Source organism: Arthrobacter sp. SAFR-044 (assembly GCF_059414985.1).
In genome coordinates this window covers 26,102-45,271 of record NZ_JBPFDN010000004.1, presented here as the reverse complement: position 1 = coordinate 45,271, position 19,170 = coordinate 26,102, and the positions used below count along the sequence as shown (strand labels likewise).

Here is a 19,170-nt window from a genome sequence, read left to right as displayed (position 1 = left end):
GTCACATTCGGCCCCAAGGGTGGAATGAAAAGGCCGGTGCGGCCAAATGAGAACTGGACCGCACCGGCTTTGGGTACTGCTACCTCGTGATCGCCTGGGGCTTGATCTTGCGTGAATCAAGGACCTGGTCGATGAGGCCGTATGCCTGGGCCTCTTCGGCGGTAAGGATCTTGTCGCGCTCGATGTCGTTGTTGACCTGCTCCGATGTGCGTCCGGAGTGGTGCGCCAGGGTGTCCTCGAGCCAGGACCGCATGCGCATGACCTCTGCTGCCTGGATTTCCAGGTCGGACGCCTGCCCGCCCTGGCCGCCGGACAGTGCCGGCTGGTGGATCAGGACACGGGCGTTGGGCAGTGCAAGCCGCTTTCCGGGCGTACCTGCCGCCAGCAGGACAGCAGCCGCGCTGGCGGCCTGCCCCAGGCAGACGGTCTGGATCTCGGGGCGGATGTACTGCATGGTGTCGTAGATCGCCGTCATGGCCGTGAAGGAGCCGCCGGGCGAGTTGATGTACAGCGTGATGTCGCGGTCGGGGTCCGTGGACTCCAGGACCAGCAGCTGGGCCATGATGTCGTCAGCTGAGGCGTCATCCACCTGGACACCGAGGAAGATAATGCGGTCCTCGAAGAGCTTGGTGTAGGGGTCCTGGCGCTTGAAGCCATAGGGGGTGCGTTCTTCGAACTGCGGCAGGACGTAGCGGCTGGACGGAAGATTCCCGGCTGACCACCCGAAGTTGTAGTTCATTGTGTTTGCTCCTGATCGAAGGGGTTCTGGGTGCCGGTTAGTTCTGGGAGGCTGATTCGCCGGAGGAACCGTTGGACGTTCCGCCGCCGCCTGAGACGGAGCCGGCGTGCGCCGCGATCTTGTCGAAGAAACCGTATTCGAGGGCTTCCTTGGCTGTGAACCACTTGTCGCGGTCGTTGTCCTTGAGAATGGTGTCAACGGTCTGGCCGGTCTGCTCTGCGGTGAGTTCCGCCATGACCTTCTTCATGTGCAGGATGAGTTCGGCCTGGATCTTGATGTCGGATGCGGTGCCGCCGATGCCGCCGGAGGGCTGGTGCATCAGGACGCGGGCGTTGGGCGTGGCGTAGCGCTTGCCCTTGGTGCCCGAGGAGAGCAGGAACTGTCCCATGGATGCGGCCAGGCCGGTGGCGACGGTCACGACGTCGTTGGGGATGAACTGCATGGTGTCGTAGATGGCCATGCCTGCCGTGACGGAGCCGCCGGGCGAGTTGATGTAGAGGTAGATGTCCTTTTCCGGGTTCTCGGCGGAGAGCAGGAGCAGCTGCGAGCAGATCGCGTTGGCGTTGTCGTCACGCACCTCCGAGCCCAGCCAGATGATCCGCTCCTTGAGAAGGCGGTTGTAAATGTAGTTGTCCTGGGCTGCAGGATCGACGGTCGCCATCCGGGGGGCCTCCGAGTGCTGTGACATGTTTATTTACCTCTCACTGGTGACGGTGACATCACTGAAAATCACTACTTGGACACTAACCGGTTTCACGGGTGTTTTGTTCGCGCACCGACGGCTGTTCGCTGACGGCGCACGATCATCGAATCAGCAGCGGGCGGCTTTCGGTCAAACGCGAACGGCCCCCGGATCGGAAGGATCCAGGAGCCGTTGCTGCGGTTCGGTAAGGGCTATGCCTTGGCGTCTGCCGTGGTGTCCTCGGCTTCGACAACCTCAGCCTCGGCGGCGTCGGTTGCGTCGACGTCGGCCGCTTCTGCGGCAGGTGCCTCTTCGCCGGCGGGGCGGACGAAATCGCTCAGGTCAACAGCCTTGCCCTCGGTGTCGGTCACCGTGGCCTGGCCCAGGACGACGGCCAGTGCCTTGCGGCGGCGGACCTCGGAAACCATCATGGGGACCTGGCCGCTCTGATCGATGATCTGGGCGAACTGGTTGGGGTCCATGCCGTACTGGCTGGCCGTGGTGACGATGTAGTCGATCAGCTCGTTCTGGCTGACGTTGACTTCTTCCTTTTCCGCGATGGCGTCGAGGATGATTTCGTTCTGGAAGGCGCGGGCCGTGTTGGCGCGGACCTCTTCGCGGTGCTCTTCGGTGTCGTGCTCGCCGTCGCCGTGGCCGTTGCCCTCCTGGAAGTGGGCTTCGAGCTGCTCTTCGACAACGGAGTCCGGAACCGGGACCTCAACCAGCTCAACCAGCTTGTCCAGGACCTTGTCGCGGGCTTCAACGCCCTGCTCCACGACCTTGGAGTCCGCAGCCTGCTTGGCCAGGTCTTCGCGGAGCTCGGCGAGGGTGTCGAACTCGGAGGCCAGCTGGGCGAAGTCATCGTTCGCTTCGGGCAGTTCGCGTTCCTTGACGGCCTTTACGACAACCTTGACCTGGGCGGCTTCGCCGGCATGGTCGCCGCCTACCAGGGTGGTGTCGAAGATGGCGTCTTCGTCAGCGCTGAGGCCGGTTACGGCCTCGTCCATGCCCTCAAGCATGGTTCCGGCGCCAACCTGGTAGGACAGGCCGGCAGCGGAGTCGACCTCTTCGCCGTCGATGGTGGCGGTGATGTCGATGGTGAGGAAGTCACCGTCGGCAGCGGGGCGGTCAACGGACTTCAGCGTGCCGAAGCGGCCGCGCAGTTCGTCAAGGGCCTTGTCCACGTCGGCGTCGGAGGATTCCGCAGCCGCAACCTGGACCTCGATGCCGGCGTAGTCCGGGAGCTCGATCTCGGGGCGGACGTCAACCTCGGCGGCGAACTTCAGGCCGCCGTCGGTGGCGGAGGGGTCGGGGACCTCGGTGATTTCCACCTCGGGACGGCTCAGGGGGCGGATGCCGGATTCCTGCACGGCAGCCTGGTACCAGCCGTTGAGGCCGTCGTTGATGGCGGTCTCCAGGACGTAGCCACGGCCGACGCGCTGGTCGATGAGCTTGGCGGGAACCTTGCCCTTGCGGAACCCGGGAACCTGGATCTGCGACGCAACAGTCTTATAGGCCGAGTCGATGCTGGGCTTCAGTTCCTCAAAGGGGACCTCAACATTGAGCTTGACCCGCGTGGGGGTGAGGTTCTCGACAGCGCTCTTCACGGTCTAAGTACTCCTGGGTTGTGGGATGGGTTTCTGCAACGCAATGTGTCCAGGCCGACTGCTCCTGGCAGCAGAGTCGGGGTGACAGGATTTGAACCTGCGACTTCCTGCTCCCAAAGCAGGCGCTCTAGCCAAGCTGAGCTACACCCCGTAAGTGCACAGGCAAGTCTACGGTGATACGCGCCGGGATTGCACATTTGACACGTAGGCCATGGATTAGGTTTAGTTGTATCCGGCTTGAACAGCCAGCCCGGAGTTTCCGCCGAAAAGCGGATCTTCCTTCGGGGACGTAGCTTAATGGTAAAGCCTCAGTCTTCCAAACTGATTACGCGGGTTCGATTCCCGTCGTCCCCTCCAATAACAAATAAGGCCCCTCATTCGAGGGGCCTTATTTGTGTCTGTTCTCCTACCCCTGCGGCTGCTGGCAGGACGGGCACCAGTAGAGGTTCCGCCCGGCATGGTCGGCCATGAGCACGATGGTGCGGCAGACCCGGCAGGGCAGCCCGTGCCGTTTGTAGACGAAGTGGACATCGTCGCGGTGGGGGAAGTGCGCGTTCTTGGCCGGCACCGGCATCCCTGCCGCGGCTGCCTTGGCGGCCGTGGTGCCATCAAGGGTCCAGTATTTCGGCGGTGTGGTGATGATCCGCCCGTCCGTCACGCCGTCGTTCATGACGGCGACGATGTCCCGCCACAGCCTGCGGGCGTCGTTGTCCGGAAGGGCGGTCCCGGGCAGCAACGGATCGAGGCGGCGGCGGAACAGGACTTCGGCGCGGTAGACGTTCCCGACGCCGGCAACCACCTTCTGGTCCATGAGCAGGGCCGCGAGCGCGGTCTTCCGGGCCCGGACATTGGCGGCGAAGCGGCCGGCGTCGCCCCGGAGGTTGCGCAACGGGTCGGGCCCCAGCCGCGCCAGGACGGCGTCGGCCTCTGCTGCGGTGATGGTTTCGCAGGTGGTGGCCCCGCGAAGGTCCGCCCAGCCGTGGCTGCCGGCGAGCCGGACACGGACGGCACCTACGGGTGCCGGCGGACCTGCGTAGGGCGCGCCGCCGTCGTCGTCCCCGTCGGCGAAAGCCTCCTGCTCCCCTACCCGCCGGGGCGCACCGATGCTGGAGGCACCGGTGAAGGTGCTGTCCCCGCCGAAGCTCCAGGCGCCGTATAGGCCGAGGTGGACGTGCAGCACCAGCGAGTTGTCGAAATGCAGGAACAGGTGCTTGCCGTGCGCCTCGGCAGCGACCATGGTGTAGCCGTCGAGCAGCGCCGCTCCCCCGCTGAACCTGCCCTGCGGACTGGACACAGCCAGCGCCTCGCCGGTGAACACGTCCCCGAACTGGCGCGCGAGGCGACGGACCGAATGCCCTTCAGGCACTACTCGATGACCTCGCCGGTGGCTTCAAAAACCGCGATCTTTTCGATCCTGCGGACATGGCGTTCGTCGTTGCTGAAGGGTTCGGCCAGGAACGCCTCGACCAGTTCGGTGGCTTCTTCCACCGTGTGCTGGCGGCCGCCCAGGGCCACGACGTTGGCGTCATTGTGCTCGCGGGCCAGGGTGGCGGTGGAGAGGTTCCAGGCGAGGGCGGCGCGGATGCCCTTCACCTTGTTGGCGGCAATCTGTTCGCCATTGCCGGACCCGCCCAGCACGATGCCCAGAGCGTGGACGCCGGCCTCCCGGTCGGCCACCACGGCAAGGGCGGCGTTGATGCAGAACGAGGGGTAGTCATCCTGGGCGTCGTAGACCTTGGGCCCGTGGTCCACCACCTCGTACCCCTTCCCAATCAGGTGGGACACCAGGTGGGCGCTGAGCTCCATGCCTGCGTGGTCGGTGGCGATGTGGACCCGCGGGAAGGCAGGGGTAGTGGTCACGTGCTAAGTCCGTTCGGTTGTGGGAGCCGGCGGCCACCCGGGTGGAGGCCGGAATGACACCGATAAGGATACTAGGGCAGCCCGGAGCCGGGGGTCCGGCCTTCCGGCGGGGGCGGCGGGCCGCCGCCGCGGCGGGCCCTGGCGGCCACCCGGGTAAGGACGTCGGCAAGCTGCGCGGCTGAGTCCTGGCTGCCGCCACTGACGGCAAGGCGCTGGCCGTCAGTCTTGCTGACGACGACGGCGGGGCCGCTGCTGACAAGCATGGCTGCGGTTCCGTCGTGGTGCCGGTAGCCCCACCCGCCATAGTCCGCGGCCCTCACCTCGGCGGCATTGGCGTCGGAAATGGCACCGGCCGGCACGTTCATGACCGGCACCACCCCGGCCAGCAGGACCTTGAGTCCGCGCCGGTCCGCCCTGATGCGGGCGAAGAGGAACGCTGTCCCCACCAGGGCCAGGACCACGAGCAGGATCCCCAGCCAGGGCACCACGACGGCAATGAGGGCCGCCGGGAACAGGGAGGCGATGCCGATCATGACGAAGACGGAACTGCGGGCATGGACCCAGAGCCTGATGCTGTCCCGGGCAAGGTCCGGGTCAAGTTCCTTGGCGATGGCGACCTGGAGCGCCCTGTCATCGTCCGGTGACCATTGCCGGTCAGCCTTGTACACCATGGCCATGGTCACGCCGAGCGATACCGCTGCACCGCTGCCCAGGGCCAGGACGGTCATGTCCACGTGCGACTGCCGGGCGTCGGCAAGTCCGGTCTGTCCGATCAGGCCCGCGGCAAGGGCGGAGGTGATGAACAGGCTGAGGAAGAGACCGGCACCCATCATGATCCGCCGCATCATGACCGGCCGCCCAAGGGGCACCGCCTGGAGCAGGACCAGCCAGCCGGCAACGACGATTCCGGCGGCGCCACCCCCCACGTAGGCGCCAAACGGTGCGAAGGAGGCACCGCCGTCGTCCGTCCAGCGGATGGCGAGTGGCTCCGGAAGGTCCGGGCGCAGCAGCGATGCGCAGTAAACGAAGGCGGCGGCCAGGACCACGGGGAACCCGACGGCGAAACGCAGGGCCTTGGCATCCACCGAATCCAGCAGCTTTCCCATGCAATTAACGCTACCCCTGCGGCGGTCCGGCCAACCCCCAGGCCCCTTTGGAGCAGGCTGTGAGCTGCGCAACTTGCCAAGGCCTGCAGGGATGAAAGAATGCAACACAGTGCCGGAACCGGGACCACCGGCCGGCAGCCGCAACTTCTCTGGAGGCCCTCTTTTGCCAGGCATGAACCTGACGCGCGCCGAAGCCCGTGAGCGCGCCGAACTGATCACCGTCGAGTCCTACGATGTCAGCCTGGACCTGACCCGCGGCGGAGAGGTCTTCGGCAGCACCACCACCGTGAAATTCACGGCGGCGCCGGGATCCGCCAGCTTCATCGACGCTGTCACCCGCACGGTGCACAGCGTGACCCTCAACGGACGGGTCCTTGACCCCGCCACGGTGTCCGATGGCGTACGCATCCAGCTGCCGGACCTGGCAGAGCATAACGAGCTGACGATCGTGGCCGACATGCCCTACATGAACACCGGGGAAGGACTGCACCGGTTCGTGGACCCGGTGGACAACGAGGTCTACCTGTACACGCAGTTCGAGGTCCCCGATTCCCGCAGGATGTTCACCGTCTTCGAGCAGCCGGACCTGAAGGCGACGTTCGCCTTTACCGTCACCGCGCCGTCGCACTGGGATGTCATTTCCAACTCCCCCACGCCCGCTCCCGTGGAGGCCGGGCCCGCCGAAGACGGTGCTTCCCGGTCCGTGTGGACGTTCGCACCCACGCCCCGGCTGTCCTCCTACGTCACGGCCCTGATCGCAGGTCCATACCAGTCTGTCCGCAGCGAGGTCTCCAGCTCGGACGGCCGGGTGATCCCCCTCGGTGTCTTCGCCCGGAAGTCGCTGATGCAGTACCTGGACGCGGACAACATCTTCGAGCTCACGCGGCAGGGTTTCGGGTTCTTCGAGGCGCAGTTCGGCTGCCCCTACCCGTTCGAGAAGTACGACCAGCTGTTCGTTCCCGAGTTCAACGCCGGCGCCATGGAGAACGCCGGGGCGGTGACCATCCTCGAAGGCTACGTGTTCCGCAGCAAGGTCACCGGCGCCCAGATCGAGCGGCGTGCCATCACTGTCCTGCATGAGCTGGCGCACATGTGGTTCGGCGACCTGGTGACCATGCGGTGGTGGAACGACCTGTGGCTCAATGAGTCCTTCGCCGAATACATGTCCCACCTGGCGGCGGTGGAAGCCACGTCCTTCACGAGCGCCTGGACCACGTTCGCCTCCGTGGAGAAGTCCTGGGCGTACCGCCAGGACCAGCTGCCCACTACGCATCCCATCTTCGCCGAGATCAACGACCTGCAGGACGTTGAGGTCAACTTCGACGGCATCACCTACGCCAAGGGCGCCTCGGTGCTCCGGCAGCTGGTGGCCTGGGTTGGCCCCGAACAGTTCATGGCAGGCGTCCGGGAGTACTTCGCCAAGCACGCCTGGCACAACACCGAGCTGCAGGACCTGCTGGTGGAGCTGGAGAAGGCCAGCGGCCGCGACCTGGACCGCTGGGGCCGGCAGTGGCTGGAGACCGCCGGCGTGAACACGCTGGCGCCCGAGCTGAATGTGGACGCCGATGGGACGCTGCGGTCCTTCGCCATCCTGCAGTCCGCTGTTCCGGAGTGGCCCACGCTCCGGCCGCACCGCCTTGCCGTGGGGTTCTACAACCTTGACGACGCCGGCAAGCTCATCCGGGTGCACCGCGAGGAGCTGGACGTCGACGGCGAACGCACCGAAGTGCCGGCGCTGGCCGGCCTGGCCCGGCCGGACCTGATCCTCATCAACGATGACGACCTGGCCTACGCCAAGGTGCGCCTGGACCCCGCGTCCCTGGCCACCGCCACCGCGCACCTTAAGGATTTCGCCGCAAGCCTGCCACGGACCCTCGTCTGGAACTCCGCCTGGGACGCTGCCCGCGACGGCGAGACCCCGGCACGGAAGTACGTGGAACTGATCCTGGCCAACGTTGCTGCGGAGACGGATTCGTCCGTGATCCTGGTCCAGCTCCGGCAGCTGGCCACCGCCCTTAACTTCTATGTGGCCGAGGAACACCGTGAAGCCGCCACGGTTGCAGCCGTGGACCGGTTGTGGGATTTGGCTTCGGCCGTCCCCGGCGGCTCCGACGGCCAGTTGCAGTTCATCAAGTGCTTCGCGCTCCTGGCCCGCAGCGCGTCCCAGCTGGACCGAGTGTCCGGGCTGCTGGACGGATCGGTGGTTTTGGACGGGCTCACCGTTGACCAGGACCTCCGCTGGGAGCTGGTGGCGTCACTGGTTGCCGGCGGCCGGATGGGGCAGGACGGCATCGACGCCGAGCTCCAGCGGGACAACACCTCCAGCGGCCAGAACGCAGCCGCCCTGGCCAAAGCTGCCATCCCCACGCCTGAGGCGAAGGCCGCGGCCTGGGAATCGATCGTGGTCAAGGGAGAGCTGTCCAACGCGCTGCAGGGGTCGGCGGTGACCGGCTTCATGCGGGTGCTGGACCGCTCGCTGCTGGAGCCGTACTCCGAAAAGTACTTCGCCGCGGTGCCGGGCATCGTGGCAACCCGCACCCACGCACTCGCCCAGCAGATCGTCGTCGGCCTCTACCCTGCGCTGCTGACCACGCAGGCCACCATCGACAGGACGGACGGCTTCCTGGCGTCGCTGCCGGCCGAAAGTGCCGCGCTGCGGCGGATGATGCTGGAAAACCGCGACGGCGTTGCCCGCGCCCTGCGTGCCCGTGCCGCCGATGTCCGGCAGGAGGGGAGCCCGGCGTGAGCCTCAGCGAACACCGGTACTCTCTGACGGTCCAGTGGACGGGCAACCGGGGTGATGGCACCTCGTCCTACCGGAGCTACTCCCGCGACCATGACGTGCTTATTCCGGGACTGCCGGTTTTGAAAGGCTCGGCAGACCCCACGTTCCATGGCGACCGGGAACGCTACAACCCGGAGCAGCTCCTCCTGGCTGCGCTGGCGCAGTGCCACATGCTCTCCTACCTGCACGTGGCGGTGAAGCACGGCGTGGTGGTCACGGACTACCGGGATGAAGCCACCGGAGAGATGCGGCTCAACCGGGACGGCAGCGGCCAGTTCGAGCGGGTCACCCTGCACCCGCACGTGACGGTGGCCGATGCCGGACAAGCGGAACTGGCGACCTCGCTCCACCATGAGGCCAACCAGGTCTGCTTCATTGCCCGGAGCGTGAACTTCCCGGTGGAGCACCAGCCCGTGACGGTGGCTCCCTAAGCTGCCCCGTCCTGGAGCAGCTTGACGAGCCGTTGCTCGGTGGCGGGCTGCAGGCCGGCCTTCCGGGGCCGGTCCAGCCCGCGGACGCGTTCATCTTCCAGGGTGTCGGCCAGGGTTTCCTGCCAGGGCCGCAGCACCATCCCCGCCGCCTTGGCTGCCTTATTGCTGCGCGCCATGAAGCCCTCGTGATGGGGCGGGAGCCAGAGCGGAAGGGAATCGGGACCGGACCAGTAGTTGACCCCCTGCTCCACCAGCCAGTCCTCATTGGCGGTGGTAGTGGTGGCGTTGGCGGCGGACGCCTCGCAGCAGGCACCCAGGAGGTCGGCAAAGGGCACCGGATCACCTGTTGCGTTCAGCGGGCCGGTGGTTCCCTGTTCGGCTGCGCGCAGGATCCAGGCCGCCAGGTCCCGGACGTCGATGACCTGCGTGGGCTGCGGGCCGATGTCCGGGACGAGCACCGCCCCCGCGTTGCGGGCAAAGCGGGCCGGCCAGTAGCCGTAGCGGTCGGTGGGGTCGCCGGGGCCGCCGACCAGTCCGGCTCGGCACAGGTGTGCGGTGCCGTTCATGGCCTCCAGGGTGGCTTCCTCGATGGCTGCCTTGGACTCGCCGTAGTTCTCCGCAGTGGAGGGTGTTCCGGGGGCAAGCGCCGGCAGGAGGACGGCGTCCTCTGCCGCGCCGGGAGTGGAGTGGTCCGCATAGGCTGAGCAGCTGGAAACGAAGGTCCAATGCCCGGCCCTGCCGGCCAGGGATGCAAGGGCGTGCCGGGCAGGTTCAGGGTCCCGGGCAACGTCGACCACGGCGTCCCACGTGCCGCCCAGGCCCGAGTAAGCGGCAGGGCCTGCCGCCCGGTCCGCCCTGGCCCACCTGGTGCCCGCCGGAGGTTCACCTGACACTCCCCGCGCCAGGCATGTCACGTCGTGTCCGGCAGCAACCGCCTGCCTGGCAATTTCCCGTGAGAGAAAGGCCGTTCCGCCGAGGATGAGGATGCGCATTGCTCCACGCTACGGCGCTAGGGTTGAAAGAGAACAGAGCAATATCCCAAGGAGTTACACACATCTATGGTCAGCATGTTGTCCATCCTTCCCGACGCCGCGAGCCAGCCCAGTGGCGTGAGCGTCCCAGGTATCGTGATCAGCCTGGGCGTCGGCGTTGCCGTCTGGCTCGTGGCCACGTTCGTCATTTCCCGCATCACCAGGCGGGTGGCGTCGGGGAGCAATTTCTTTAAGAAGCCAACCTTCAAGTGGGCAGCTCCGGCCTTTCGCGCCCTTGACCACGAACGCCGCGTCCAGCGTGCCGAAACCATCGGTTCACTGCTCAACAGCGTGGTGGGCGTGCTGGTGGTGATCATCACCGGCATGTACGTGCTGCAGAACCTGGACATCAACATTGCCCCGCTGCTTACCAGCGTGGGAATCCTTGGTGTGGCCATCGGCTTCGGCGCCCAGCAGCTGATCCGCGACTTCCTGGCCGGGATCTTTATTACCATTGAAGACCAGTACGGTATCGGTGATGTGATCGAAACCAGCGAAGTGGTGGGCGTGGTGGAGTCCATGGGACTGCGCATCACCCGCGTCCGCTCGGACGACGGCGCCATCTGGTACCTGCGCAACGGCGAGATCCTGCGGGTGGGCAACCGGTCGCAGGGGCGCTACGTTCCACTGCATGAGTCCGACGACGGGACAACCGACCAGGGCTCGGCGCACGTTGAGACCAAGAAGACTGACCAGAAAGCCGGAGACTAGCATGTCGCTTCCCATCGAGCCGCGCCCCGGGCAGCGGCCCCAGTTGATGCAGAACGACCCCTTCAGCAAGCCGGACTACACGGACAGCTTCTACGACGCCGTGGGCGGCCACGACACCTTCGTGAAGCTCATTGACGTCTTTTACGACGGCGTGGCCACCGATCCCGTGCTGCGGCCGATGTATCCGGAGGAGGACCTTGCCCCGGCGAAGCGCCGTTTCCTGATGTTCCTCGAGCAGTACTGGGGCGGGCCCACGACGTACGGCGAGGAGCGCGGCCACCCGCGCCTGCGCATGCGGCACATGCCCTTCAAGGTCACACCGGAGGCAAAGGACCGGTGGCTGTTCCACATGCGCACCGCCGTGGACGCCCTGGAACTGCCGCCGCTATACGAAGGAACGTTGTGGGACTACATGGAGCGGGCCGCGCTGTCCATGGTGAACAGCCCGTCCGGCTCCTAAGTCTTTTTCCGGCCGGCGCCTGGCGGTCTGGCCTAGAGCAGGCCGCTGCCGGTCCGTGCCAGGACGTGGCCGCGGGGTCCGGTGAGCCGAAACCAGCGGCCCGCCCGGTAAAGCTTCTGGTCGCCGTCTCCCAGGAACCCCAGCGCGAAGGCCGCGAAGGCCGCGCCGGCGGGCAGGCCGGCGTCGTCCAGTTCCCGTCCCCACACCGAGGCCCGTGCGTTGTTTACGATCAGCGCGCCCGGTTTGTCCGGCACGATCCCTGCGACCTCGGCGATGCCGGCCTCCGCTGCCGCCCGCAGGCGCGCATCGCTGACGGACCCCAGCAGCTCCCATCCGGCCCGTGGAGCGCCTACTCCGGTCCAGGACTCGGTGACAGTGGTGGGCGGAACCGGCAGCTCGACGTCGCTTTCACCTGCACGCGCAAGCCGGTCCAGGACGGACGACAACGCAACGGTGACATCTGTTCCGGACGGCTCCGCCAGCGCCATCGTGCGCAGGCCCAGGATGGTGGGGGTCGCTTCGCCAAGGAGCCGGGGCCGCAGGACGCACACGTACGCGGCAAGCACGGAGCCGGCGGCCTGCAGGCGGATGGCACCGTCGTCAATGGCTTTGGCCCGGGTGGCGAAGGTCTTCAAGTCGGCCAGATCACGTGGATCGGCGAAGCGGAAGGACGAGGTGAGAAGTTCAGTCACATCTAGAACACTACCGGTTGCACTCCGGTTGAGTGGTTTGCGGGCCGCCGTCTAGAGTCGGACCATGACTGAAGCCGAAGCCGGACTGCTGGCGCCGCCAAGTGGCGATCCCACCTCATCCCTGATTGAACTGCTGGACCTTGGTGAGCTTAAGGGCGCCCGGACTGATGAGGACATTTTCCTTGGCCCCTCACAGCGGCAGCCGCACCACCGGGTGTTCGGCGGGCAGGTGCTGGCGCAGTCACTCGTGGCATCGATCCGGACGGTGGATCCCGAACGGTTCGTCCACTCCATGCACGGCTATTTCCTGCGGCCGGGCGATGCCAACAAACCCATTACCTTCGGCGTGCAGCGGCTGCGCGACGGCCGGTCGTTCTCCGCCAGGCGCGTCCACGCCTATCAGGACGGCGTGCCGATCCTGTCCATGATCGCCTCCTTCCAGGGTGAAGACGAAGGGATCGAGCACTCCTCGGCCATGCCGGACGGAATCCCGGACCCTGAGTCCCTGCCCAGCACTGCGGACCTGCTGGGAAAGTTCGACCATCCGGTGGCACGGCACTGGGCGTACGAGCGGCCCTTCGACATCCGGCACGTCAACCCCGCGCTGTATGTGTCAGCGGCCGGGCCGCGGGATGCCAGCAACGCCGTCTGGATGAAGACATTCGGGCCGATGCCGGACGACGCCAACCTGCACCGCGCAGCCCTTGCCTACGCCAGCGACTACACGCTGCTCGAATCCATTCTTCGGCGGCACGGCCTGAGCTGGATCACCCCTGGCATGAATGTTGCCAGCCTGGACCACGCGATGTGGTGGCACCGGCCTGCGCGGGTTGATGAATGGCTGCTCTACGTCCAGGAGTCCCCCAGCGCCCATGGCGCGCGCGGCCTGGCAACCGGCAAGATCTTCAACCGCGAGGGCCAGCATGTCGCCTCGGTGGCGCAGGAGGGCATGGTCCGCATACCCACCGAAGCCGCAGGCGCCTAGCTTCGCAGTCACCGTAACCTCGCAGGCACGCTGACCTCTCAGGCACGCAGAAGGCCGGCACCCCGGACATTGTCGGGGTGCCGGCCTTCTGCGTGGTGTCAGGCCTTACCTGGTTTCCGCGCTGTTAGTCGCGGGTCAGGCGCCGGTGGGTGACGCGGTGCGGCTTGGCAGCGTCGGGGCCCAGGCGCTCCACCTTGTTCTCCTCGTAGGACTCGAAGTTCCCCTCGAACCAGTACCACTTGGAGGGGTTCTCGTCGTCACCTTCGTAGGCCAGGATGTGGGTAGCCACCCGGTCCAGGAACCACCGGTCGTGCGAGACCACCACGGCACAGCCGGGGAACTCGAGCAGCGCGTTTTCCAGGCTGCTGAGGGTTTCGACGTCGAGGTCGTTGGTGGGTTCGTCGAGGAGCAGCAGGTTTCCGCCCTGCTTGAGGGTCAGTGCCAGGTTCAGCCGGTTCCGCTCACCGCCGGAGAGGACGCCTGCCTTCTTCTGCTGGTCCGGGCCCTTGAAACCGAAAGCTGCGACATAGGCGCGGGAGGGCATCTCGACGTTGCCCACCTGGATGAAGTCGAGTCCGTCGGAGACGACTTCCCACAGGGTCTTGTTGGGGTCGATGCCGCCGCGGCTCTGGTCAGCGTAGGAGATCTTGACCGAATCACCGATCTTCAGCTCGCCGCCGTCGAGCGGCTCCAGGCCCACGATGGTCTTGAAGAGGGTGGATTTGCCCACACCGTTGGGACCGATGACGCCCACGATGCCGTTGCGCGGCAGGCTGAAGGACAGCCCGTCGATCAGGACACGGTCATCGAAGCCCTTCTGGAGGTTCTTGGCCTCCAGGACCAGGCCACCCAGGCGCGGTCCCGGCGGGATCTGGATTTCCTCGAAGTCAAGCTTGCGGGTGCGGTCCGCTTCCGCGGCCATTTCCTCGTAGCGGGCCAGGCGGGCCTTTGACTTGGTCTGGCGGCCCTTGGCGTTGGAGCGGACCCACTCGAGTTCCTCAGCGAGGCGCTTGGCTTGCTTGGCATCCTTCTTGCCCTGGATCTCGAGGCGGGCGCGCTTCTTCTCCAGGTAGGTGGAGTAGTTGCCTTCGTACGGGTACAAGTGGCCGCGGTCCACTTCAGCGATCCATTCGGCCACGTGGTCCAGGAAGTACCGGTCGTGGGTGACGGCGAGGACGGCACCGGGGTAGCTGGAGAGGTGCTGCTCGAGCCACAGTACACTCTCGGCGTCCAGGTGGTTGGTGGGCTCGTCGAGGAGCAGCAGGTCCGGCTTCTGCAGGAGCAGTTTGCACAAGGCTACGCGGCGGCGCTCACCACCGGAAAGGTTGGTGACGTCGGCATCGGCCGGCGGGCAGCGGAGGGCGTCCATTGCCTGCTCCAGCTGGGAGTCGAGGTCCCAGGCATCGGCTGCGTCGATGGCTTCCTGCAGCTTGCCCATTTCATCGAGGAGGGTGTCGTAGTCAGCATCGGGGCTGGCCATTTCCTCTGAGATCTCGTTGAAGCGCTGGATCTTGCCGTAGATCTCGCCCACGCCTTCCTGGACGTTGCCCAGGACTGTCTTTTCCTCGTTGAGGGGCGGTTCCTGGAGCAGGATGCCCACGCTGTAGCCCGGGCTGAGCCTGGCTTCACCGTTGGAGGGCGTGTCCAGCCCGGCCATGATCTTGAGGATGGTGGACTTACCGGCACCGTTCGGGCCCACAACACCAATCTTGGCGCCCGGGAAGAAGGACATGCTTACGTCATCAAGGATGAGCTTTTCGCCAACGGCCTTACGGGCCTTGGTCATTGTGTAGATAAATTCCGCCATGGTCTCAAATCTAGTGGGTTGGCGGGCAGATCTCACATTTGCAGCCTGAAAGTCAGCGGGATCAGGAGCCCACGAAGCACTTGCCGCTGGCCAGGACCGGAAGGACAGTGACAGTCACAGCGCCTTCGCGCACCTGGCCGATGACGCAGTCCCTGCCCTGCAGCACGGCAGCCTCGATAGCGTCCGCCTCCAGCCCGGTGGGCGTCCTGCTCTGCGAGACCTGAAGCACTGCCGGCGCGATGCCGGCCCCCGCCAAGGCGTCGCTGACCTGTGCCGTGGCCGGTTTGGGGGTTCCTGTTGCCAGTTTGGCCAGGGTTTCGGAGACGGTACGCTTCACGGTTTCGGTGGCGGCAGCGTCTGCTGCGGCACTGGCTGACGAGTTGGCACGGGCTGACGTGGTGGCCAGCGATTCCCGGCCGGCAGCACTGCTTTGGGCCGGATCGGGGGCCTGGGCCGCCGCTTCCTGCGTGCTGCGCGCTGCCGCCGTTTCCGTTTCCGTTGCCGTTGCCGTCAACGATCCATCGCCGCTGCCTTCAACCCGTTGGTTGTTCGCGGCGGGACCGGCGGAACACCCCGAAGCGAGAGCGGCCAGGACAACACAAGTCAGCGCTGCACCGGCCCGGTTTAGCTGCCGGCGGTAAGGGGTGGGACGCATGGTGCCATTGTGCCATGCGCCCGGTGGCCCAGCCTGTAGGGCCAGCCCTACGCGTCCGCCCGCACCAGTGGGGGAACGCGTGTTGGCGGGCGGACGGAAGGCGGCCGGGGGTGCCACCGATCCGTCCGCCCGGGACTGAACGGGAACGTTGATACCTGATTCGTGTTTCCTAGACTTCGGCGAGTTCCCCGGTATCCAGGTCAAGGGAAGCGAGTTCGCCGTCGTTGTCCTCGATGACGAGGGCTGCAGGGCCGTGGTCGTCGGGATGGCCGTCCTCATGGTCCTCGGGTTCGTCCAAGGCCGGGTCCTGCACGGGGGCATCCTCCGGGGACGGCGGCTGCTCCACGAGGGAGAGCGCAGGCCTGGAAGCGGTACGAATGAAGTTGGCCGATCCAAAGCTGAGGTCGTGCCCCACGGCATCGGCGTCGATGATGGTGGAGTGGTAAACCCGACCGTCCTTTTCCCACGTACGGATCTTCAGCTTGCCCACCACGATGACCGGCTGTCCCTTCCTGATGCTGCAGCCCAGGGTTCCGGCAAGGTTGCGGTAGCCCTGGACCGTGAACCAGTTGGTATGCCCATCACCCCAGGTCTTGGATGCCTGGTCGAAACGGCGGGCGGTGGAACCCAGCCGGAAGGAGGCTGTCGCCACTCCCCCTGGCGTGGTGGAACTCGTTATCTCCGTGGCGACGAAGCCCCGGATGGTGATGATCGTTTCGCTCATGTCTACGTCCTGTCTGGATGGTGGCGCCTGTAGCAGGCATGACCAGCATCGCGCCCGGTGACAGCTGACAGCGCGGTGGGATTTTCGTATGTGGACAAAGGTCCCCAAGTCGCCACGTGTGGAGGAGCAGTGGCGGCAGGTTGACGCTGCCGGCATCCCGGGCAATGTAAACTTTTTGAGGCGCCGGCTTGCAGGCCGGACGCTGATGCCTCAGTAGCTCAGGGGATAGAGCAGCGGCCTTCTAATCCGCCGGTCGGGGGTTCGATTCCCTCCTGGGGCACCTTGGTGGCAAACGCCCCGGTCTTCGGACCGGGGCGTTTGCGCCCCCAGCTATGCGTGCAGCCGGTGCGGGGCCTCCACAAGGGACCGGATCACGCTGCCGGCGGCCCCCAGCAGGGCACCAAATTCCCCCACCGCGGATACTGTTACTTGCCCGGAGTCGTACTTTCCCGGCGCATATTTCCGAAGGCTCTCCAGCAAGGGGGCACGCAGCCAGGGCTCGAGAACCGCGAAGTGGCCGCCGAGGACCACCGAATTGATATCAACCACCCGCGCCGTTGAGGCGAGCGCTATGCCCAGGCAGTAGCCTGCGCGTTCGACGGCCGACACCGCCCCAGGTTCCCGGGCCTCCAGTGCCTGCAGGAGCGCGGACATCGTGGCAGAGCGGGAGCCCCCGTCCGGGGCCAGTCCGGCAGCGGAGAATATGGCGTCCTGGCCGGCTACCGTCTCCAGGCAACCCGTCCCACCGCATGAGCAGTGGCCGCCGTCGGGGTCCACCACAATGTGCCCCACTTCGCCGGCATGCCCCCCGGGGCCGGTGAACAACTCGGAACCGATGACAATCCCGCCGCCCACGCCCACCTCACCGGAGACGAAAAGGAAGTTTGACGCCCGGTCCGGCCGGTGCCGCAGTTCCGCCAGGGCTGCGGCATTGGCCTCATTGAACAGGGCAACCCCAAGCGCTGTTTCGGGCAGCAGGGCGTCAAGGTCGAGGTCCACATTGGCCCAGCCCAGGTTGGGAGCGGTCAGCACGCGCGCCCTGGCCGGGTCCACCAGTCCGGGCACCGCCAGCCCGCCGCCCACGACGTCGACACCCTGTTCCCCGGCCGTGCTCCGCACCCTGGCTGCCAGGCCTGCGAGCGCGGCAAGCACCGGCCGGTCCGGGCTGTTCCGGTTATCGCGCTCCTGTACCTCGCGCAGCAGCACCTTCCCCGAAAGGTCAACCACGGCGGCGGAGATGTAGTCGACGTTGACCTCCATTCCCATGACCGCACGGCTGGGACTGAGCTCCAGCCCCACGCCCGGCCGGCCGCGACCCTGGGGGTTAAGCCCGATTTCGCGGATGACCCCGGCATCGAGGAGGTCCAGCACCAGGCTGGACACTGATGCCTTGGTCAGTCCGGTGGCGCCGGCAATTTGGGCACGGCTGGGGTGGGTGTCCTGCGGGAACTCGGCAATAGCGCCCAGGACCAGCGCAAGGTTGCTGCGCCTCACGTCCCCCACGTTTCCGGGGGCCGCGGATCCGGGCCCTGCCGCTGCTGGCGCCGGCATCACCATGACATAGCTCCTCGGTCAGGCGCTTCCGCCAAAATTTTCGGCGGTCTCAGCGCTGGACTATTGACCCAACCCTACGTCCGCTCATATAGTTCAGGCAATAAACTAAAGCTTCGCAATTCCGCGGCGCAACCCGATCGCAAGGACGCATCATGACTCTCTCCCCCACTCCCGCTGACAAATTCACTTTCGGCCTCTGGACCGTGGGCTGGACCGGCGCCGATCCCTTCGGCGTCGCCACCCGTTCCGCGTTGGATCCGGTCGAGGCAGTCCACCGCCTGGCAGAACTCGGCGCCTACGGCATCACCTTCCACGACAACGACCTTGTTCCCTTTGATGCCGACGCTTCGGAGCGTGACCTGATCCTGAAGAACTTCCGCGCGGCACTGGCGGAAACGGGGCTGAAGGTGCCAATGGTGACCACCAACCTGTTCAGCCACCCGGTGTTCAAGGATGGCGGCTTCACGTCCAATGACCGCTCGGTCCGGCGCTTCGCCCTGTCCAAGGTCCTGCGGAACATCGACCTCGCCGCAGAGCTCGGCGCCGAAACGTTCGTGATGTGGGGCGGCCGCGAGGGCAGCGAATACGACGGCTCCAAGGACCTGGCCGCCGCCCTGGACCGCATGAAGGAAGGCGTGGACACCGCCGCCGGCTACATCAAGAAAAAGGGTTACAACCTCCGCATCGCGCTGGAGCCCAAGCCCAACGAGCCCCGCGGCGACATCTTCCTGCCCACGGTCGGCCATGGCCTGGCCTTCATCGCCCAGCTGGAACACGGCGACATCGTGGGCCTGAACCCGGAAACCGGCCACGAACAGATGGCCGGCCTGAACTTCACCCACGGCATCGCCCAGGCGCTGTGGGCCGGCAAGCTCTTCCACATCGACCTCAACGGCCAGCGCGGCATCAAGTACGACCAGGACCTGGTCTTCGGCCACGGCGACCTCACCAGCGCCTTCTTCACGGTCGACCTCCTGGAGAACGGCTTCCCGGGCGGCGGCCCCAAGTATGACGGCCCGCGCCACTTCGACTACAAGCCCTCCCGCACCGACGGCTACGACGGCGTCTGGGAATCCGCCAAGGCCAATATGGCCATGTACCTGCTGCTGAAGGAACGCGCCCTGGCCTTCCGCGCCGACCCCCAGGTCCAGGAAGCCCTCAAGGCTTCAGGCGTCTTCGAACTCGGCGAAACCACCCTCGCCGCCGGCGAGAGCACCGCCGACCTGCTGGCGGACGCGGCCGCCTTCGAGGACTTCGACGCCGACAAGGCCGCGGAGCGCTCCTTCGCGTTCGTCCGCCTCAACCAGCTCGCCATCGAGCACCTCCTGGGCGCCCGCTAGG

General features: G+C 66.2%; 18 protein-coding genes and 3 tRNA genes. 8 read left to right on the top strand and 13 right to left on the bottom strand.

All coding sequences use genetic code 11. The features are described 5' to 3' along the window. Positions 1-79: 79 nt before the first annotated feature. The 4 genes from ACR65J_RS07575 to ACR65J_RS07560 all read right to left on the bottom strand — a co-directional run bounded on the left by ACR65J_RS07575 (position 80) and on the right by ACR65J_RS07560 (position 3,179). On the bottom strand, positions 80-739 hold the full coding sequence (locus tag ACR65J_RS07575) for an ATP-dependent Clp protease proteolytic subunit (RefSeq protein ID WP_018769476.1): 660 nt from the start codon (positions 737-739) through the stop codon (positions 80-82). A 37-nt stretch (positions 740-776) separates the two neighbouring features. Next, entirely contained in the window at positions 777-1,400 is a 624-nt protein-coding gene (locus tag ACR65J_RS07570; protein ID WP_440167992.1) for an ATP-dependent Clp protease proteolytic subunit, read from the bottom strand. A gap of 233 nt (positions 1,401-1,633) precedes the next feature. After that, complete coding sequence (gene tig, locus ACR65J_RS07565) at positions 1,634-3,028, bottom strand: trigger factor (RefSeq protein WP_440167499.1); 1,395 nt, start codon at positions 3,026-3,028, stop codon at positions 1,634-1,636. A 76-nt stretch (positions 3,029-3,104) separates the two neighbouring features. After that, positions 3,105-3,179: transfer RNA gene (locus ACR65J_RS07560), tRNA-Pro, on the bottom strand. 132 nt (positions 3,180-3,311) lie between these two features. Between ACR65J_RS07560 and ACR65J_RS07555 the strand changes: the two genes are divergently transcribed. Next, a tRNA-Gly gene (locus ACR65J_RS07555) sits at positions 3,312-3,385 on the top strand. A 49-nt stretch (positions 3,386-3,434) separates the two neighbouring features. On the opposite strand, the gene ACR65J_RS07550 is transcribed toward ACR65J_RS07555, so the two are convergent. From ACR65J_RS07550 to ACR65J_RS07540, 3 genes are all read right to left on the bottom strand, one after another. Further along, on the bottom strand, positions 3,435-4,394 hold the full coding sequence (locus ACR65J_RS07550; protein WP_440167497.1) for an Fpg/Nei family DNA glycosylase: 960 nt from the start codon (positions 4,392-4,394) through the stop codon (positions 3,435-3,437). Then, positions 4,394-4,888, bottom strand: coding sequence for a ribose-5-phosphate isomerase (locus ACR65J_RS07545; RefSeq protein WP_440167496.1), 495 nt, complete (start codon positions 4,886-4,888; stop codon positions 4,394-4,396). The genes ACR65J_RS07550 and ACR65J_RS07545 overlap by 1 nt, the downstream gene beginning before the upstream one ends. A 71-nt stretch (positions 4,889-4,959) precedes the next feature. Next, positions 4,960-5,994, bottom strand: a complete 1,035-nt coding sequence (locus ACR65J_RS07540; RefSeq protein ID WP_440167494.1) for a hypothetical protein — start codon at positions 5,992-5,994, stop codon at positions 4,960-4,962. Between the two features lie 172 nt (positions 5,995-6,166). On the opposite strand from ACR65J_RS07540, the gene pepN reads away from it, so the two are divergent. Both pepN and ACR65J_RS07530 read left to right on the top strand, forming a co-directional pair. Then, positions 6,167-8,740: an aminopeptidase N gene (gene pepN / locus ACR65J_RS07535; RefSeq protein WP_440167492.1), complete on the top strand. Its 2,574-nt coding sequence runs from the start codon at positions 6,167-6,169 to the stop codon at positions 8,738-8,740. Continuing rightward, the gene (locus ACR65J_RS07530; RefSeq protein ID WP_440167491.1) at positions 8,737-9,210 is read left to right on the top strand and encodes an OsmC family protein; all 474 of its coding nucleotides are present in this window, start codon (positions 8,737-8,739) and stop codon (positions 9,208-9,210) included. Before pepN ends, ACR65J_RS07530 begins: the two co-directional genes overlap by 4 nt. On the opposite strand, the gene ACR65J_RS07525 is transcribed toward ACR65J_RS07530, so the two are convergent. Continuing rightward, entirely contained in the window at positions 9,207-10,202 is a 996-nt protein-coding gene (locus ACR65J_RS07525) for an NAD-dependent epimerase/dehydratase family protein (RefSeq protein WP_440167489.1), read from the bottom strand. The two genes, ACR65J_RS07530 and ACR65J_RS07525, sit on opposite strands and share 4 nt — an antisense overlap. 66 nt (positions 10,203-10,268) lie before the next feature. Between ACR65J_RS07525 and ACR65J_RS07520 the strand changes: the two genes are divergently transcribed. Next, positions 10,269-10,952, top strand: coding sequence for a mechanosensitive ion channel family protein (locus tag ACR65J_RS07520; RefSeq protein WP_440167487.1), 684 nt, complete (start codon positions 10,269-10,271; stop codon positions 10,950-10,952). 1 nt (position 10,953) lies between these two features. Beyond that, positions 10,954-11,412, top strand: a complete 459-nt coding sequence (locus ACR65J_RS07515; RefSeq protein ID WP_440167485.1) for a globin — start codon at positions 10,954-10,956, stop codon at positions 11,410-11,412. Between the two features lie 32 nt (positions 11,413-11,444). On the opposite strand, the gene ACR65J_RS07510 is transcribed toward ACR65J_RS07515, so the two are convergent. Further along, complete coding sequence (locus ACR65J_RS07510) at positions 11,445-12,104, bottom strand: DUF8185 domain-containing protein (RefSeq protein WP_440167484.1); 660 nt, start codon at positions 12,102-12,104, stop codon at positions 11,445-11,447. Positions 12,105-12,168: 64 nt separating this feature from the next. On the opposite strand from ACR65J_RS07510, the gene ACR65J_RS07505 reads away from it, so the two are divergent. Further along, positions 12,169-13,089, top strand: a complete 921-nt coding sequence (locus tag ACR65J_RS07505; RefSeq protein ID WP_440167482.1) for an acyl-CoA thioesterase — start codon at positions 12,169-12,171, stop codon at positions 13,087-13,089. Positions 13,090-13,213: 124 nt separating this feature from the next. On the opposite strand, the gene ettA is transcribed toward ACR65J_RS07505, so the two are convergent. The 3 genes from ettA to ACR65J_RS07490 form a co-directional block, all read right to left on the bottom strand. Next, positions 13,214-14,896 carry an energy-dependent translational throttle protein EttA gene (ettA, locus tag ACR65J_RS07500; protein ID WP_440167480.1) on the bottom strand — a complete coding sequence of 561 codons (1,683 nt, stop codon included), beginning with the start codon at positions 14,894-14,896 and terminating at the stop codon, positions 13,214-13,216. Between the two features lie 61 nt (positions 14,897-14,957). Beyond that, positions 14,958-15,551, bottom strand: a complete 594-nt coding sequence (locus ACR65J_RS07495; RefSeq protein ID WP_440167479.1) for a DUF6993 domain-containing protein — start codon at positions 15,549-15,551, stop codon at positions 14,958-14,960. A gap of 169 nt (positions 15,552-15,720) precedes the next feature. Next, on the bottom strand, positions 15,721-16,275 hold the full coding sequence (locus ACR65J_RS07490) for a single-stranded DNA-binding protein (protein ID WP_440167477.1): 555 nt from the start codon (positions 16,273-16,275) through the stop codon (positions 15,721-15,723). Between the two features lie 207 nt (positions 16,276-16,482). On the opposite strand from ACR65J_RS07490, the gene ACR65J_RS07485 reads away from it, so the two are divergent. Beyond that, positions 16,483-16,555, top strand: a tRNA-Arg gene (locus tag ACR65J_RS07485). A gap of 50 nt (positions 16,556-16,605) precedes the next feature. On the opposite strand, the gene ACR65J_RS07480 is transcribed toward ACR65J_RS07485, so the two are convergent. Then, entirely contained in the window at positions 16,606-17,832 is a 1,227-nt protein-coding gene (locus ACR65J_RS07480) for an ROK family protein (RefSeq protein WP_440167475.1), read from the bottom strand. Positions 17,833-17,981: 149 nt separating this feature from the next. On the opposite strand from ACR65J_RS07480, the gene xylA reads away from it, so the two are divergent. After that, the gene (gene xylA, locus ACR65J_RS07475) at positions 17,982-19,169 is read left to right on the top strand and encodes a xylose isomerase (protein ID WP_440167473.1); all 1,188 of its coding nucleotides are present in this window, start codon (positions 17,982-17,984) and stop codon (positions 19,167-19,169) included. The last annotated feature ends 1 nt before the right edge of the window (position 19,170 follow it).